The organism is Sphingomonas sp. CCH21-G11 (assembly GCF_001555965.1).
In the GTDB taxonomy this organism is placed as follows: domain Bacteria; phylum Pseudomonadota; class Alphaproteobacteria; order Sphingomonadales; family Sphingomonadaceae; genus Sphingomonas.
Map to the genome: position 1 here is coordinate 95378 of NZ_LSHX01000033.1, position 16834 is coordinate 112211.

At 67.3% G+C, this 16834-nt stretch carries 13 protein-coding genes and 1 tRNA gene; 3 read left to right on the plus strand and 11 right to left on the minus strand.

Annotated elements, in window-relative coordinates:
* The 4 genes from AX676_RS09125 to lon form a co-directional block, all read right to left on the minus strand.
* Positions 1-1602, minus strand: coding sequence for a hypothetical protein (locus tag AX676_RS09125; RefSeq protein WP_066479757.1), 1602 nt, complete (start codon positions 1600-1602; stop codon positions 1-3).
* A 329-nt stretch (positions 1603-1931) separates the two neighbouring features.
* A tRNA-Val gene (locus tag AX676_RS09130) sits at positions 1932-2006 on the minus strand.
* An 81-nt stretch (positions 2007-2087) separates the two neighbouring features.
* Entirely contained in the window at positions 2088-2360 is a 273-nt protein-coding gene (locus AX676_RS09135) for an HU family DNA-binding protein (RefSeq protein ID WP_066479755.1), read from the minus strand.
* 144 nt (positions 2361-2504) lie between these two features.
* Positions 2505-4901: an endopeptidase La gene (gene lon, locus AX676_RS09140; RefSeq protein ID WP_066479752.1), complete on the minus strand. Its 2397-nt coding sequence runs from the start codon at positions 4899-4901 to the stop codon at positions 2505-2507.
* Positions 4902-4993: 92 nt separating this feature from the next.
* Between lon and AX676_RS09145 the strand changes: the two genes are divergently transcribed.
* A complete protein-coding gene (locus AX676_RS09145; RefSeq protein WP_066479750.1) occupies positions 4994-6706 on the plus strand; it encodes a M1 family metallopeptidase in 1713 nt (570 codons plus the stop codon).
* Between the two features lie 281 nt (positions 6707-6987).
* Here AX676_RS09145 and AX676_RS09150 read toward each other — a convergent pair whose 3' ends face one another.
* From AX676_RS09150 to serS, 6 genes are all read right to left on the minus strand, one after another.
* A complete protein-coding gene (locus AX676_RS09150) occupies positions 6988-8394 on the minus strand; it encodes a leucyl aminopeptidase family protein (protein ID WP_066479748.1) in 1407 nt (468 codons plus the stop codon).
* An 8-nt stretch (positions 8395-8402) separates the two neighbouring features.
* Positions 8403-9755: a 30S ribosomal protein S12 methylthiotransferase RimO gene (gene rimO / locus AX676_RS09155; RefSeq protein ID WP_066479746.1), complete on the minus strand. Its 1353-nt coding sequence runs from the start codon at positions 9753-9755 to the stop codon at positions 8403-8405.
* A gap of 523 nt (positions 9756-10278) precedes the next feature.
* The gene (locus tag AX676_RS09160; RefSeq protein ID WP_197417078.1) at positions 10279-10623 is read right to left on the minus strand and encodes a DMT family protein; all 345 of its coding nucleotides are present in this window, start codon (positions 10621-10623) and stop codon (positions 10279-10281) included.
* Entirely contained in the window at positions 10620-11648 is a 1029-nt protein-coding gene (locus AX676_RS09165) for a potassium channel family protein (RefSeq protein ID WP_066479743.1), read from the minus strand. Before AX676_RS09165 ends, AX676_RS09160 begins: the two co-directional genes overlap by 4 nt.
* A gap of 8 nt (positions 11649-11656) precedes the next feature.
* Entirely contained in the window at positions 11657-12427 is a 771-nt protein-coding gene (surE, locus tag AX676_RS09170; RefSeq protein ID WP_066479741.1) for a 5'/3'-nucleotidase SurE, read from the minus strand.
* Positions 12427-13860 carry a serine--tRNA ligase gene (gene serS, locus AX676_RS09175; protein WP_066479739.1) on the minus strand — a complete coding sequence of 478 codons (1434 nt, stop codon included), beginning with the start codon at positions 13858-13860 and terminating at the stop codon, positions 12427-12429. Before serS ends, surE begins: the two co-directional genes overlap by 1 nt.
* Positions 13861-13962: 102 nt before the next feature.
* Here serS and AX676_RS09180 point away from each other — a divergent pair, with 102 nt between their 5' ends.
* Both AX676_RS09180 and AX676_RS17785 read left to right on the plus strand, forming a co-directional pair.
* Positions 13963-14439, plus strand: a complete 477-nt coding sequence (locus AX676_RS09180; protein WP_066479731.1) for a host attachment family protein — start codon at positions 13963-13965, stop codon at positions 14437-14439.
* Between the two features lie 23 nt (positions 14440-14462).
* Positions 14463-15413, plus strand: a complete 951-nt coding sequence (locus AX676_RS17785; RefSeq protein WP_066479729.1) for a hypothetical protein — start codon at positions 14463-14465, stop codon at positions 15411-15413.
* A gap of 406 nt (positions 15414-15819) precedes the next feature.
* Here AX676_RS17785 and trpS read toward each other — a convergent pair whose 3' ends face one another.
* The gene (trpS, locus tag AX676_RS09190) at positions 15820-16827 is read right to left on the minus strand and encodes a tryptophan--tRNA ligase (RefSeq protein ID WP_066479727.1); all 1008 of its coding nucleotides are present in this window, start codon (positions 16825-16827) and stop codon (positions 15820-15822) included.
* Positions 16828-16834 lie beyond the last annotated feature (7 nt).

Consider the following 16834-nt stretch of genomic DNA (forward strand, 5'->3'; position numbering starts at 1 on the left):
TCAGGTGCTGGGAACGGTGGTGCAGTTCCCGCTCGTCGCGCCGAAGTTGGCGCGGTTCGAGTTGCACGTCCAACCCTGGTACCAGGTGTCCGTCGGCCCGCTGATTGCGCCGACATAGGTCGTGTTCACCAGGAACGAAGACCCCGCCGGATTGAGCGACGCTGCCGCGAACGGCGTCACCGCCAGCGCCGCCGTGCCGGGCAGGTAGACGTTGGCGACCGCGCCCGCCGCGGTACCGTTGGTCACGTTGTTGGTGCCGGCATTGACGACCGCCAGCTGCTGGGCATTGGTCACCGTCACGCCGCCTTGGGTCGTTTCCGCCGAGAAGGCGGAACCGCAGGCGAAATAGACCGAGTTGAAGGTCGGCGGACCGACATCCTGCAGCGCCGAATTGGCGGCGCGGATGGTGGTGGCTTCGCCGTTCACGACCGCACCGGCGACGATGTTCAGGCAGGGCTGGGGGCTCGCCAGAATGCCGTTGACGAAGGTGAAGTCGGCGCCGCCACGCAGGCGCAGGCCGGCGTTCGTGCCCGTGCTGGTGTGGACGAAGGTGAAGTTCGCGATCCGACCGAACTGACGCGGCAGCGCGTCTTCATTGTTGTTCGAGTCGATTTCCATCACGTAGTTGTCGGACTGCGTGTTGTTCGGCCGCTGGATGACCAGCATGAACTGCAGGAAGCCGCGCCAGCCCACATCGGTATCCAGGCCGTCGTCGTCGGCGCCGGTGATCACCCAGTTGCGGCCGTTGTGCGTGCCGCCGAAGATTTCGACGCCGTCGTCCGAGCTGTTGTGGACCTGGAGGAACTCGATGGTCGTGCCGCTGCCGACGCCGCCGGTGGTCAGGCCCTGAAGCTCGTTGTTCGGGCTGATGACGGTGCCCGAATAGCGGATCTGGACATAGCGCAGCACGCCCGAATTGTCGCCCGGGGTGGCACCGCCGTAGAGCGCGTTGCCGGTGCCTTCGACCACGTTCTCGCAATCGACCGCGCCGCCGGTGACCGTCGAGAGGTTGCAGTTGGAAACCGGCGCGCGACCGGCGATGATGACGCCGCCCCACAGGCCCTGGTCGCTGTCGGTGACCGCGCCGGTCAGGTTCTGCTGCGCGGTGAAGATGATCGGGCGCGCCGCGGTGCCGTCGGCGATGATCGTCGAGCCGCGGTTGACGATCAGGAAGTCGTTCGCCGCATTGGTGGTGTTCGCGTAGATCACCACGCCCGGCTCGATGGTCAGCGAGCCCGCCTGGCCCGCCGTGCCCGCGCCGCCACGATCCACGCCGACGTCGACGCGGCCGTTGATTTCATAGGCCGTGCCCGCGCGGCGCGGCAGGGTGAGGGTGGTGATGAGCGACGGCAGGCGGCACGAGCGGAAATTGCCGATCACGCCCACGTCGGTGGTGCCGCTGGGGCAGTCGGCCGCAGGCCCCGCGGTCGGGGTCGGGGTGGGCGAGGGGGTCGGCGACGGCGTGGGCGCGGGTGCCGGCGCCGGGACGACGATCGTGCCTTCGCCGGGCGAGGCGACGCTGGTCGCGCCGTCGCAGGCGGAAAGCGCGGCGCCAGCCACGCCGGTGAGCAGGATGAGGCTGAGACGCTTGTAGTCGGCCATGAAAATCTCCGTTCCGATCGTTTCGAATTCCTGAGGGTAGGCGTTGTTCGCCGTGATCGACTCGGAGTTCCCCCTGTCGCCCTCTGGCCCCGCGCTAGGCGCGCCCTGTGACCGGGAGATGGGATTTTGTGGTCAGAACGAAGACTTAAACGTTTCAAAACGGTGACAAGTGTTTCGCCCGCATGACGGTTCGGCGAAATCGTGCGGTGTTCTCAGGCTGGCTGTCGCGTTTTGGGTCGATCGGGACCGCGCGCGCCCTGTGGTGTCGGGACGACCGTGCCTGGAAATGAAAAAGCCCGCCGCTCATGCGAGCCGGCGGGCCTTTCGGGTGGTGGGCGCGGCTGGGATTGAACCAGCGACCCCTGCGGTGTGAACACAGTGCTCTACCACTGAGCTACGCGCCCGATCGCGCGGCCAAGGCCTCCCGACGGAGCCGCGCGTGTAATCAAGCGCCGCCCAGCTGTCCAGCCCCGCCGCAGCGAGAATTAGTTGACCGAATCCTTCAGTCCCTTGCCCGCCTTGAACTTCGGCTGGTTGGACGCCTTGATCGTCATTTCCTCGCCGGTGCGGGGGTTGCGCCCGGTCGATGCCTTGCGCTTGCTGACCGAAAAGGTGCCGAACCCGACCAGTCGCACGTCGTCGCCCTTTTTGAGCGCGCCGGTGATCGCATCGAACACGGCTTCGACGGCCTTGCTTGCATCCCCCTTGGCCAGACCCGAATGATCGGCGACCTGCCCAATCAGCTCCTGCTTGTTCATCGCTGTAGAACCCCTGTTTACCCGGTTGTCGTTGTAAAGACTCACGCGGCGGCTCGCGCCGGAGTCTCAGTAAGACGGTGGAAAATCGCGCTGTCAAAGCAAAAGCGTCGATTTTCCGGCCAAACGACCGGATCTCATGGGCTTTTAGTGATGAATGGGCTCGTTCTGACCGGTTACCGGCAAGATCGGCTGCGCCGCCAGATCGTCCGCATCGCTCCAGTCGATCGGGGCGAGCGGTTCGACCAGCGCCAGGCGCAGCACCTCGTCGACATGCGCGACCGGAACGATCTCGAGTCCCTCGCGGATATTCGCGGGAATCTCGGCCAGGTCCTTCTCGTTTTCCTGCGGGATCAGCACGGTGGTGATCCCGCCGCGCAGCGCCGCGAGCAGCTTCTCCTTCAGCCCCCCGATCGGCAGCACGCGGCCGCGCAGCGTCACCTCGCCGGTCATCGCCACGTCGCGCCGCACCGCCACGCCGGTCAGCGTCGACACGATCGACGTGACCAGGCCGATGCCCGCTGACGGCCCGTCCTTGGGCACTGCGCCCTCGGGCAGGTGGACGTGGATGTCCTTGCGCGCGAACACGCTCGGCTTGATCCCATATGAAGGCGAACGGGCGCGCACGAAGCTGAACGCCGCCTCGACGCTTTCCTTCATAACGTCGCCCAGCTTGCCGGTCGTCTTGATCGCGCCCTTGCCGGGCACGGTCACGCTTTCGATGGTCAGCAGCTCGCCGCCGACCTCGGTCCAGGCCAGCCCCGTCACCGCGCCGATCTGATGCTCTTCCTCGCCGATGCCGAAGCGGTATTTGCGCACGCCGGCAAACTCGTGGAGATTTTCGGGCGTGATCGTCACGTGCGCCGCCTTGCCCTCCAGGATGCGGCGCAGCGCCTTGCGCGCCAGCTTCGCGATCTCGCGTTCCAGCGTGCGGACCCCGGCTTCGCGGGTATAGTAGCGGATCAGGTCGCGCAGCCCTTCATGGGTCAGGACGAATTCGCCGTCCTTCAGGCCATGCGCCTCGATCTGCTTGGCGATCAGGTGCCGCTCGGCGATCTCGACCTTCTCGTCCTCGGTATAGCCTTCGAGCCGGATGATCTCCATCCGGTCGAGCAGCGGCTGGGGCAGGTTCAACGTGTTCGCCGTCGTCACGAACATGATGTCGGAGAGGTCGACGTCGATCTCGAGATAATGGTCGTTGAACTTGTTGTTCTGTTCGGGATCGAGCACCTCGAGCAGCGCGGACGCGGGATCGCCGCGGAAATCCTGGCCGAGCTTGTCGATCTCGTCGAGCAGGAATAGGGGGTTGCTCGTCCCCGCCTTGCGCAGGTTGGTGACGATCTTGCCCGGCAGCGAGCCGATATAGGTGCGTCGGTGGCCGCGGATCTCGGCCTCGTCGCGCACGCCGCCCAGCGACTGGCGGATGAACTCGCGCCCGGTCGCCTTGGCGATCGACTTGCCGAGCGAGGTCTTGCCGACGCCCGGCGGGCCGACCAGGCACAGGATCGGGCCCTTCAGCTTGTTGGTGCGCGCCTGAACGGCGAGATATTCGACGATCCGGTCCTTGACCTTTTCCAGCGCGTAATGGTCCTCGTCCAGGATCGCCTGGGCGGCGGCGATGTCGCGCTTGAGCTTCGACTTCTTGCCCCAGGGCAGGCCAAGCAGCACGTCGAGATAGTTGCGCACCACGGTCGCCTCGGCGCTCATCGGTGCCATCGTCTTCAGCTTCTTCAGCTCGGCCTGCGCCTTGGTCCGCGCTTCCTTGCTCAGCTTGAGCGTCGCGATCTTCTGCGTCAGCTCGGCGATCTCGTCGCCGTCACCCTCGTCGCCCTCGTTGCCGAGCTCGCGCTGGATCGCCTTCAGCTGCTCGTTCAGATAATATTCGCGCTGCGTCTTCTCCATCTGCCGCTTCACACGGCTGCGGATCTTCTTCTCCACCTGCAGCACGCCCAACTCGCCCTCCATGAAGGCGAACACCATTTCCAGCCGCTTGCGCGGATCGCGCTCGACCAGCAGCGCCTGCTTGTCGGCGACCTTGACCGCGATATTGGCGGCCACCGCATCGGCGAGCCGCGACGCATCGTCGAGCTCGGCCACCTGAACCGCGGTTTCCGACGGCAGCTTGCGGTTGAGCTTGGCATAATTCTCGAACTGGTCGACGACCGATCGCATCAGCGCCTGGACCTCGGCACCGTCCGCCTCGACATCGGCGACGGGGCTGACATCGGCGACCAGGAAATCACCCTCGCCGCGGACCTGGTCGAGCGTGCCGCGTTCGCGCCCGGCAACCAGCACGCGGACCGTGCCGTCGGGCAGCTTCAGCAGCTGGAGCACCTCGGCCGAAACGCCGGTGTCGTACAGGTCGTCGCGACCCGGATCATCTTCGGCCGGGTCAAGCTGCGCGACGAGAAAAATCTCCTTGTCGTCCGCCATGGCCGCTTCCAGCGCGGCGACCGACTTGTCGCGACCCACGAACAGCGGCACAATCATGTGCGGAAACACGACGATGTCGCGCAGCGGAAGGACGGGGTAAGATTTCTTCATATGAACTCCGGAACGCCGAACGCGGGCGTCTGATCGCTTTATATGGGACAGCCTGTCCCGCGCATCAATCATCCACACCGATGGAGGGTCAAATGGCAGGTCGTTTCGCCGTTGCCGGTCGCCGTTTCGCGGCGGCGATCGCCATGCTGCTGACCGCCGCCGCGCCGGGCAAGGATGGCGAGCTCACCCCGCAGACGGCCCTCTCTGGCGGTCCGACCGATCCCGATCAGGCAAAGCTCCGTTTCGACACGGCCGACCTTGCGATCGAGGTGCTGCCGGAGCGCCAGGCGATCGCCGCGGTTGCGACGTTGCGCTTCACGGCGCGCGCCCCCGTGCAGGTGCTCGTGCTCGATCTCGATCGCAACCTGCCGGTGCGCGGCGTGCGGATCGGCGACGTCGCGCTGGCTGCGGGCCGATGGGCCAATCCGGACGGGCGGCTGCGCATCCAGCTCCCGGCGATGCAGCCGGCGGGCGCGGAAATCGTCGCGCGCATCGATTATGGCGGCGTGCCGCATGTCGCCAGGCGCGCGCCGTGGGACGGCGGCTTCGTCTGGTCGCACACCGCCGACGGTAAGCCGTGGATCGCGACCGCGGTGCAGGGCGAGGGGTGCGATCTGTTCTGGCCGTGCATCGACCAGCCCGATCAGGAGGCCCGGGCGGTCACGCTGCACCTGACGGTACCGGCGGGGCTGGCCGCGCCGTCCAACGGTCGGCTGCTGGGGGTCGACCGCCTGCCCGACGGGCGTTCGACATGGCACTGGCGCGCCGCGCATCCGACGAACTACGGGATCGCGCTCAATATCGGGCCCTATGTGCAGATCGCCGGCGACTATCAGAGCCGGTTCGGCAATGCCGTGCCAATGTCGTTCTGGCACCTGCCCGGCCGTGAGGTGCAGGCGCGCGAGCTGTTCGCCGAATTCGCGCCGACGCTCGATTTCTTCGAGGCCGTGATCGGGCCCTATCCCTTCGCCGACGAAAAGGTCGGCGTGGTCGAGACGCCGCACCTCGGCATGGAGCATCAGACGATCAACGCCTATGGCAACAATTATCGCAAGGCCGCCGAGGGCTTCGACTGGCTGTTCCACCATGAATTCGCGCATGAGTGGTTCGCCAACCAGCTGACCGCCGCCAATTGGGACGACTTCTGGCTCCATGAGGGGTTTGCGAGCTATATGCAGCCGCTTTACGGCCGCTGGCGCGAGGGCGAGGGGCGGTATCTGGCGATGATGCTGACGCAGCGCGAACAGATCGCCAACCAGTTCCCGATCGTCTCGGGCAAGCCCCAGGCGGCCGAACAGGTCTATGATCGCGTCAAGGGGCCGGGCTCCGACATCTATTACAAGGCGTCGTGGATGCTCCACACGCTGCGCGGCCTGATCGGCGACGAGGCGTTTTTTGAGGCGACGCGGCGACTCGTCTATGGCCGGCCCGATCCCCGGCCGGGCAATTTCCAGCCGCGCTATGGCTCGACCGCCGAGTTCCAGCGCATCGTCAATCAGGTGAGCGGGCGTGATCTCGGCTGGTTCTTCGATGTCTATCTGCGCGAAGCCGCCCTGCCCAAGCTGATCGAGCAGCGCGACGAAGCGGGCCTGACCCTGACCTGGCAGGCACCGGGCGGCAAGCCCTTCCCGATGCCGGTCGAGGTGGCGGTGGACGGCCGGGTGCAGACGCTGGAAATGGCAGGGGGTCGCGGCCAGATCGCACTGCCCGCCCGCGCGCACGTCGTCATCGACCCGATGTCCCGCATCCTGCGCCACTCCGACGCGGTGGAGCGGCTGCAGACCCAGCGGGCGCGGGGGAGTTAGGGAAAGTCCATTGCTTGGCTGGGTTGAGCACGGAAACGCAGGTCGAACCTTGCAATGCTCCAATGCTGACGCAGCGCGCACGTTGCCCCCGAGTAACCGGTCTTTCTGCTGTCACCCCGGCCCTGTGCCGGGGTCCACCGGGCCCCCTGGCGCGTCTCGCGCGGATTCCGCGCTGGCTGAAAGCCACAGAGCAATTAATCGACCGCTTTGGCCTGCTTCACGATGGACCCCGGCACGAGGCCGGGGTGACGAATTTGATGCGTGCTCGCGAGAAAAGTTGATCAGGGCCGCCTCTCGGCTCCGTAACGCCCCTTCAGCATCGCCCAGCTCGCGCGCAGACCCTGCGCATCGCCACCCTTGGCTCGGCCCGGCTTGGCCGCCGGTCGCCACGAAAACGTGTCGAAATGCGCCCACGCAATCTCCGCCGGCACGAAGCGGCGCAGGAACAGCGCGGCGGTGATCGATCCCGCGAACGGCCCGTCGGCGGCGTTGACCAGGTCGGCGATGTCGGACTTCAGCATCTCGTCATAGCCGTCCCATAGCGGCAGCCGCCACAGGGGGTCGGACACCGCCTTGCCCGCCTCGAGCAAGGCGTCGGCCAGCGCATCGTCATTGGCGAACATCGCCGGCAGGTCCGGCCCCAACGCCACCCGCGCCGCGCCGGTCAGCGTGGCGAAGTCCAGGATCAGCTCGGGCGCGCCCTCGACTGCGCGGGTCAGCGCGTCGCCCAGGATCAGCCGCCCCTCCGCATCGGTATTGGTATTCTCGACCGTCAGCCCCTTGCGCGTCGCCAGCACGTCGCCGGGGCGGAAGGCGTCGCCCGACACCGAATTCTCGACCGCCGCGATCAGCAGATGCAGCCGCACGGGCAGGCGCGACGCCATGACCAGCTCGGCCAGCGCAAGCGCGTGCGCCGCGCCGCCCATGTCCTTCTTCATCAGCCGCATCGCCGCAGAAGGCTTGATGTCCAGCCCGCCCGAATCGAAGCACACGCCCTTGCCGACGATCGCGATGCGGGGATGGGCGGGGTTGCCCCATTCCAGCTCGATCAGCCGTGGCTCGCGACCCCGCGCGGCGGCGCGGCCGACGGTGTGGATCATCGGATAGCCGCGTTCCAGGTCCGGCCCGTTGGTGACGGTGATGCTTGCGCCATGCGCCTTGCCTAACGCCTGCGCCTCGGCCTCCAGGTCGGCGGGCCCCATGTCGGAGGCGGGGGTGTTGACCAGATCGCGCACCTTGAACGTCGCGCGCGCGATCCTGACGGCTTCATCGACCCGCGCCGGATCGCTGGTCAGCAGCACGCGCGGCCCCGCCGCCTTGTCGTCGCGGCGATAGCGGTCGAAACGATACTGGCCGAGCAGCCAGCCGAGCAGCGCCGGGCCGGGGTCGCGCCCCGCCAGCCGATAACTGCCCTCGGGCAGCGTCTCCGCCAGCTTCGCCAGGCACCAGGGTGACAGGTTGTCGACATTGGCGACCACGCTCACCACCGACCATTGCTCCGGCCCGTCGCCGGGCAGGATCGCGTTGGCATAGCCGGTCGGCGTCAACCGCTGCGCCGCGATCGCGGCGCGATGCCGCGGCGGCTGCGCGGCGAACCAGGCGTCATAGCCCTTGGGATCGATCAGGTGGATGTCGCGCGCGTCCTGCCCGCGATCGGGCTGGATCAGGGAGGTGAGTTCGGGGTTCATCCCGCTATCTAGGTCGCGATCGGAACACCGAACAAGTCGTGATCGTCGGCATCCTCGATTTCCACCCGCACGATGTCGCCCTCGTTCAGGTGTCCTGCGTCGCGCAGATGAACCTCGCCATCGATCTCCGGCGCGTCGGCGGTCGAGCGGCCGGTCGCGCCGCCGCTCTCCGTATCCACCGCGTCGATAATGACGGCGACCGTGCGGCCGACCTTGGCCTGGAGCTTCTCAGCCGAAATGCGCGCGGTCAGCGCCATCAATCTGGCGTAGCGGTCTTCCTTCACCTCCTCCGGCACCGGATCGGGCAGGGCGTTGGCGGCGGCACCCGCGACGGGTTCGAAGCGGAACGCGCCGACCCGGTCGAGCTGCGCTTCCTCCAGCCACTCGAGCAGATACTGGAAATCCGCCTCCGTCTCGCCGGGAAAGCCGACGACGAAGGACGAACGGATCGCGATGTCGGGGCAGATCGCGCGCCAGTTGCGCAGCCGCTCCAGCACCTTCGCCTCGTTGGCGGGCCGCCGCATCCGCCGCAGCACGTCCGGCGCGGCATGCTGGAACGGGATGTCGAGATAGGGGAGCACCAGCCCCTCGGCCATCAGCGGGATGACCTGATCGACATGGGGGTAGGGGTAGACATAGTGCAGCCGCACCCACACCGGCCGCTCCGGCGTGCCGAGCCGGCCGAGTTCGCGGGCGAGGTCGGTCATGTGCGGCACGACTTCGCGCCCCTGCCACATCCGCGGTTCCTTGCGGATATCGACGCCATAGGCCGAGGTGTCCTGGCTGATGACCAGCAGCTCGCGCGTTCCCGCCGCGACCAGCTTCTCCGCCTCGCGCAGGATCGCGTCGGGACGGCGGCTGACCAGGTCGCCGCGCAGCGACGGGATGATGCAGAAGCTGCAGCGGTGGTTGCAGCCCTCCGAAATCTTCAGATAGCTGTAGTGGCGCGGCGTCAGCTTGAGGCCGGCTTCGGGCACCAGGTCGAGATAGGGCGAGGGGGTGTGGGGTGCTGCGGCGTGGACCGCATCGACCACCTGCTCATATTGATGCGCGCCGGTGACGGCGAGGACGTTGGGGAAGCGCGCGCGGATGCGCTCGGCTTCCTCGCCCATGCAGCCGGTGACGATGACGCGGCCATTCTCCGCCAGCGCCTCGCCGATCGCTTCCAGGCTCTCTTCCTTGGCGCTGTCCAGAAAGCCGCAGGTGTTGACCAGCACCACGTCCGCGCCGGCATAGTCGGCGGACAGGCCATAGCCTTCCGCACGCAGCTTGGTCAGGATCCGCTCGCTGTCGACCAGATTCTTGGGACAGCCGAGCGACACCATGCCCACGCGGGGCGGTTCGGGAAGAATGGTTGCCATGATTGGCCGCGCACATAGGCGCTTTGGCGGAAAAAGCGAGTCGGGGGGGATGGTCGGCAACCGGTCGCCCGTCCGGGCAGGTGTCGGGGTCGACAGGTCGCCGGGAAGTCGCTCATGCCGGGCGAACCCCTGTTGCGGCTTCCGGACCCCAACCCGCTCACCCTGAGAAGCTGACCGGGAATAGGCATCGTTGCAAAATCTAGCCCCTTACTTCGCGGCACCCCGGCTCGACCCGGGGTCCCGATGCTTCTTGCGCCGGATCAGGCAGTGGGACCCCGGCTCAAGGCCGGGGTGACGAGAGAAAATGCAGCCCATTCCTCGACCAAATGCACATTCGGAAAACCCGGACACTCTTTCCTCGTCACCCCGGCCTTGTGCCGGGGTCCACCGCGCAACCCGCACGGGTCCATCCTCGACGCGCGCCGCTTGCCCCGCGCATTGGCTCGGCTCCAAATGGCGCGCAACGGCGCTTTGCGGTGCCGTGGACCCCGGCACAGGGCCGGGGTGATGGGAAAGTTCGGGCTCACCCCCGGAACAGGAAGAACGCCCCCGCCGCGATCAGCGCGAAGCCGATCAGGTGGTTCACCGTGATCTTCTGGCCCAGATAGGCGACCGAGAAGATCGCGAAGATGCTCAGCGTGATGACCTCCTGCATCCCCTTCAGCTGGGCCGCCGAATAGACCGCGCTGCCCATCCGGTTGGCGGGCACCGCCAGCAGATATTCGGGCAGCGCGATCAGCCAGCTGATCAGGATGACCGCGACGATCGACGCGTGCTTGAACTTCAGGTGCCCGTACCAGGCGAAGGTCATGAAGATGTTGGAGCCGATCAGCAGCAGGATCGGCAGGATGCGGGCGCCGTCGATCACGCCGACGCCATCCGCCGCGGCACGATTTCGACGATAACGTCGCCCGTCGCCAACGCCTTTGCCTCGGGCTCGGCGAAGCTGAACGGCTTGCCGTCGCGATAGAGGCGGACGCCCAGGCCGGTGGTGATCGCCGATAGCGGCTGGCCGACCTCCTCATCCCGCACCCGGCGCTCGGCGAGCTGGACCCGCCCGTCGATCGAGGCGAGGTCCATCATGTAATCGGCGATGTGCTGGCCGCTGCACGAACTGGCGAGCAGCAGTCCGGCGAAACTGACGGGATTGATGACGGTATTCGCCCCCGCGGCACGCGCCGGAAATTCGTTGTCTTCCGCCTTTACGATGACGCTGATCGACAGGTCGGGCGCCAGGTGCCGGGCGGTGAGCGTGATGAGGATCGAGGTGTCGTCGCGCCCCGCCGCGACGATCAGTGTACGCGCGTCGGCGATGCGAACGTCGGTCAGCAGCTCGTCGCGCGTCGCATCGCCCTGGATCACGTTGCAGCCGCACGCCTCGGCGCGCGCCAGCCGTTCGGGATCGCCGTCGACCACGACGATGCTCGCTGGCGCCTCGCCGCGCGCGATCAGCTCGTCGACCGCCTCCGATCCGGTCCGGCCAAAGCCCGCGACGACGATGTGGTTGGTCAGCTTGCGCTGGATCGAAGCCATACGCCATTTCTCCCAGCTGCGCTTGAGCACGAAATCATAAGTGGTGCCGATGAACAGGAGGACCACGAACACCCGGATCGGGGTGACGACCAGCGCGTCGAACATGCGCGCCTGCGTGGTCACCGGCGCGATGTCGCCATAGCCCGTCGTGGTGATCGAGATCATGGTGAAATAGACGACGTCGAGAAAGCTGATCTCGCCATCGTAATTGTCGCGCAGCCCCGCGCGGTCGAACCAGTGCACCCCGATCGCCAGCCCGAGCAGCGCGAGCACCGCGACCACGCGCCAGCCGATCGATACCCACAACGGCAACCCCGACCGGCGCTTCAGCGTGTGATAGCGGCCGACCGGTTGGCTCATGCCGGCGCTCAGTCCTGCCGGTAGCGCGCTTCGAGCGCGGCCATCGATTCGTGATGGGTGAGGTCGAGGTGCAGCGGCGTCACCGCGACATAGCCGTCGGCGATCGCCTCAAGGTCGGTCGAATGCGCCGGGGTCTCGATCATCGGCCCCAACCCGAACCAGAAATACTCGTAGCCGCGCGGGTCGCGGTTGCTGACGATCTGGAGCCGGCCATAGTCGCGCAGGCCCTGATTGGCGACGCGGATGCCCTTCACCTCTTCGGGCGCGAGCGCGGGGAAGTTGATGTTGACCAGCGTGCGGGGTGCCCAGTCCATGTCGATCAGCGGGCGGATCACTTGTTCGCCCCATGCCTTGGCCGCGCCGAACGGGACGGCGTCGCCCATCCCCTCGCGCCGGTAGACCTGGCTGAGCGCGATCGAGCGGACACCGGCGAGCGCGCCCTCCATCGCGGCGGAAACGGTGCCGGAGTAGGTCACGTCCTCGGCCAGGTTGGCGCCGCGATTGACGCCTGAGAGGATCAGGTCGGGCGGCGTGTCCTTCATGATCCGCGCCAGCGCCATCATCACCGCGTCGGTCGGCGTGCCCATCACCGCGTAACGCTGGTCGCCGAAGCGGCGCACGCGCAGCGGGCGGGTGAGGGTGAGCGAATGGCCCGCGCCCGATTGCTCCTCCGCCGGGGCGACCACCCAGACATCGTCGGAGAATTTGCGCGCGATTTCCTCGAGCACCGTGATGCCGGGGGCGTGATAGCCGTCGTCGTTGGTGACCAGGATGCGCATCAGGGGGTCGGCTCCAGGCGGGTGATGCCGCCCATATAGGGCAGCAACGCGTCAGGCACGGTGACGCTGCCGTCGGCATTCTGATAATTCTCGATCACGGCGACGAGCGTGCGGCCGACCGCGAGGCCGGAGCCGTTGAGGGTGTGGACGAACTCGGTCTTCTTCTGCTCGCCCGCGACGCGATAGCGGGTGTTCATCCGCCGCGCCTGAAAGTCGCCGGTGTTGGAGCACGAGCTGATCTCGCGCCACGCGCCCTGGCCGGGCAGCCAGACCTCCAGGTCATAGGTCTTGCGCGCACCGAAACCCATGTCGCCGGTGCACAGCAGCAGCTTGCGATAGGGCAGGTTCAGTCGCTCCAGGATCGTCTCCGCCGCGCGGGTCATGCGCTGATGTTCGGCCTCCGAGTCCTCGGGGCGGACGATGCTGACCAGCTCGCACTTCTCGAACTGGTGCTGGCGAATGAAGCCGCGCGTATCGCGGCCGGCCGCGCCTGCTTCCGAGCGGAAGCACAAGGTGAGGGCGGTGAGGCGCAGCGGCAGGGCGCTTTCGTCGAGCAGCTCGCCCATGACGCTGGCGGTGAGGGAGACTTCGCTGGTGGGGATGAGCCAGCGGCGCTGTTCGGCGGCCGACTCAAATTGGTCGCGATGCCGAAGAGATTGAACCATGATGCGACGCCACTTTTCGTCATCATCAAAGTCAGACGCTTCGAGCTCGTCTACGGCCTGCCTAAACGCCGCGAAACGCCTAGCAGTTGTGTCGGCCTCTTTGTCGGTCGAAAAGCTATCCTCTGCAAACTTCGGCAGCTTGTCAGTGCCGTACATCGCCTCATCCTTGACGAGCACCGGCGGGTTGCATTCCTGATAGCCATGCTCGCGGGTCTGGACGTCGAGCATGAACTGGCCGAGCGCGCGGTGGAGGCGGGCCATGTCGCCGCGCAGGAAGGTGAAGCGCGCACCCGACAGCCGCGCGCCGGTTTCGAAATCCATGCCGAGTGGGGGGGCGAGGTCGGCATGTTCCTTGGGCGTGAAGTCGAAGGCGCGCGGGGTGCCCCAGCGTGACACCTCGACATTGCCCTCCTCGTCCGTGCCATCGGGCACATCGTCGGCGGGGAGGTTGGGGATGACGTCAAGCGCGGCCTTCAACTGCGCCGCGACGTCCTTCTCCTCCGCCTCGATCGCGGGCAGGCGGTCCTTGAGCGCCGCGACTTCGGCCTTCAGCGCCTCGGCGGTTGCCGGATCGCCCTTGGCCATTGCCGCGCCGATCAGCTTTGACGCTTCGTTGCGCCGCGCCTGCGCCACCTGGGCCTCGGCGATCAGCGCCCGCCGCCGCTCGTCGAGCTTGCGCAAATCCTGAGCCACCGGCGGCAGTCCCCGCCGGGCGAGCATCTGGTCGAAACGGTCGGGATCGTCGCGGATCAGGCGGATGTCGTGCATGGCGGCAGGCTATGGCGACCGCGACGAAGCGACGCAAGGCGCAACCCGTCGCGGTCCCCGGACGTTGGTCGACGGCGAATGAACAGGCAAGGAGGATAAAGGATGCAGATCGCTCATGACGCGCTGGTGCTGGTGGCAGATGGTCGCAAGATGCTGTGGTTGCGCAACGAAGGGGATGCGGTTCACCCCAATCTCGTGGTCGAGGACAAGCAGGTGCAGCCCAATCCGAAGGACAGCGAACAGAAGACCGACGCGCCCGGGCGCACCTTTTCATCGCTGGGCGGTGGCGGACCCGGCGGCAGCCAGTCGGGCGCGGATGGGCCACGCAGTTCGATGGAGGAGACCGATTTTCATCAGCAGGCCGAAGACCGCTTCGCTGCTGAAGCCGCCGAGACGCTGCGGATGGGGGCGCTCGCCAACCAGTATGAACAACTGATCATTGTCGCCCCGCCGCGCACGCTGGGCGAGATGCGCAAGCATTATCACAAGGAGGTCGAGGCGCGATTGGCGGGCGAGCTTGCCAAGGACCTGACCGATCACCCGATCCCCGAGATCGAGCGCCTGCTTATTGCCGCCTAGGGGCTATCCGTCCTCAGCCGAGCATGCGGCCCAGGCGGCGGCGCAGCGCCAGTCCGCCCGCGGCCGCACCGAACAGCAGCAGCATCGGCGGCGCGGGCACCGGCGTCGGCGGCACGCCCGACGAAGTCGAGCTGGTCGAGGTGCTGCCGCTCGTCGAGGTGGAGCCCGAACTCGATGCCGAGGTCGAGCTTGAGGTGGAACCGGAAGTCGAGGTCGACCCCGATGTCGAGCTTGAACCCGAGCTCGACGCGGAGCTCGCGCTGGAGGTGGAGCCGGACGCCGAGCTGGAGGTCGAGCCGGTCGAACCCGTCGAGCCGGATGCAGAGGAGGTCATGTCACCGCTGGAGCTGGCCGAGCTCGAGCTCGCGCTGCTCGCCGAGCTGGCGCTGCTGGCCGACGATGTCGAGGTGGACGACGACACGTCGCCGCTCGAGCTCGACGTCGACGACACTTCGCCGCTGGAGGTCGAGGTGGAGGATCCGCCCGTCGACGAGGTACTCGACACCTCGCCGCTCGATGTCGACGAACCGCCCGTCGACGTGGACGTCGAGGATCCCCCGGTCGAGGTCGAGGACCCGCCCGTCGACGTTGACGAACCGCCAGTCGAGGTGGAGGAGCCGCCGGTCGAGGTCGAGGACCCGCCCGATCCACCCGACGATGTCGAGGTCGAAGAGCCGCCCGACCCGCCGGTCGAGGTGGAGGTCGATCCGCTGCTGGTGCTGGTCGATCCGGTGGACGACACGACGACGCTGCCGCCGCCCGATCCGCCGCCGCCGAAGAACCCCCCCGCGAAAAATCCGCCGCCGCCAAAGCCGCCGCCGCCCGCGAATACCGCGGGGGCGATACCGCCCCCGCCAGTGATCAGCGGCGCCGAATCACGCGGCAACGGCACCGGCGTTCCCTGGGTGGTGACAACGACGGTGGTCGGTGCGGGCGCGGGTCGCGGCTGGGGCACGGGCTTGCGCTTGGCGTAGCGCACCGCCGGGCGCACCGGCCGCTTGGTGATCGCGCGCTTGGTGATCCGCCGCTCCGCGACCTTGGACGAGAAGATGCGGGCACCCTGCGCGGACTCGGCGACATGGACCGCGCCGCCGCCGATCAGGGCACCGCCCGCCGCACAGGCGCAGAGTTTCGTCAAAGCCATCTTCACCGACATAGGTCACTCTTCCATCGTTGCGTGCGCCTGGCGAAAGCAGGTGATGCGAACACCGTTTCCGACTGACAGCAGCACAGAAGCCCGACCTCAGTTCAAGCGGCTTAACCACGTTTACTGTCTCGAATTGGCAAGATCGTGCGCTGCACGGCACGCGACTATGGTTAACGTCCGATTCAGGGACAGTTTTGCCGTGCCGCGTTGGCGCGACGGGCGTCGTCGCGCGATCAGCCGATCTGAAGCCCGACCGCCTGCTTGGCCGCGCGCAGCGTCGGGGCTGCAAGCGCGTGCGCGCGGGCCGCACCCTCGGCAAGCTGCCGCCCAACCTCCGCCCGGTCGTCGAGCAACCGCGTCAGCCGGTCGCGGATCGGTCTCAGCGTCGCGACCGCCAGTTCGGCGAGCGCGGGCTTGAACGCGCCAAAGCCCTGCCCGGCAAAGCGCGCCAGCACCTCCGCCGGTGCCTCACCCGAAAGGGCGGCATAGATCGTCACCAGGTTGCGCGCCTCGGCACGTGCCTCCAGCTCCGCCATCGTCGCAGGCAGCGGCTCGGGGTCGGTTTTCGCCTTGCGGATTTTCTGGACGATCAGGTCGTCGTCGTCGATCAGGTTGATCCGGCTCATGTCCGACGGGTCGGACTTCGACATCTTCGCCGTCCCGTCGCGCAGCGACATGATGCGCGGCGCCTCGGCCGACACCAGCGGCTCGGGCAGCGGGAACAGCTCGACCGCGAAATCGGTGTTGAACTTGGTCGCGATGTCGCGCGCCAGCTCCAGATGCTGCTTCTGGTCCTCGCCCACCGGCACGTGCGTGGCCTGATAAGCGAGGACATCGGCGGCCTGCAGCACCGGATAGGTGAACAGCCCGACGCTCGCGCCCTCGCGGTTCTTGCCGGCCTTGTCCTTCCACTGGGTCATGCGGTTGAGCCAGCCCATCCGCGCGGTGCCCTGCAGGATCCAGCACAGTTCGGCATGAGCGGAGACGCGTGACTGGTTGAACAGGATGGCGCGCGCGGGGTCGATGCCGGCGGCCAGCAGCGTGGCGGCCATCTCGATCGTGCTCGCGGCGAGGTCCGCCGGGTCGATCGCGACGGTCAGGGCGTGCAGGTCGGCGAGGAAGAACAGGCACTGATCGTCCGCACCCATCGCGTCCTGCATCGCCACCCATTGCCGGATGGCGCCCAGATAATTGCCGAGGTGGAGGTTGCCGGTGGGCTGGATGCCGGACAGGACGCGCATGTTCTGA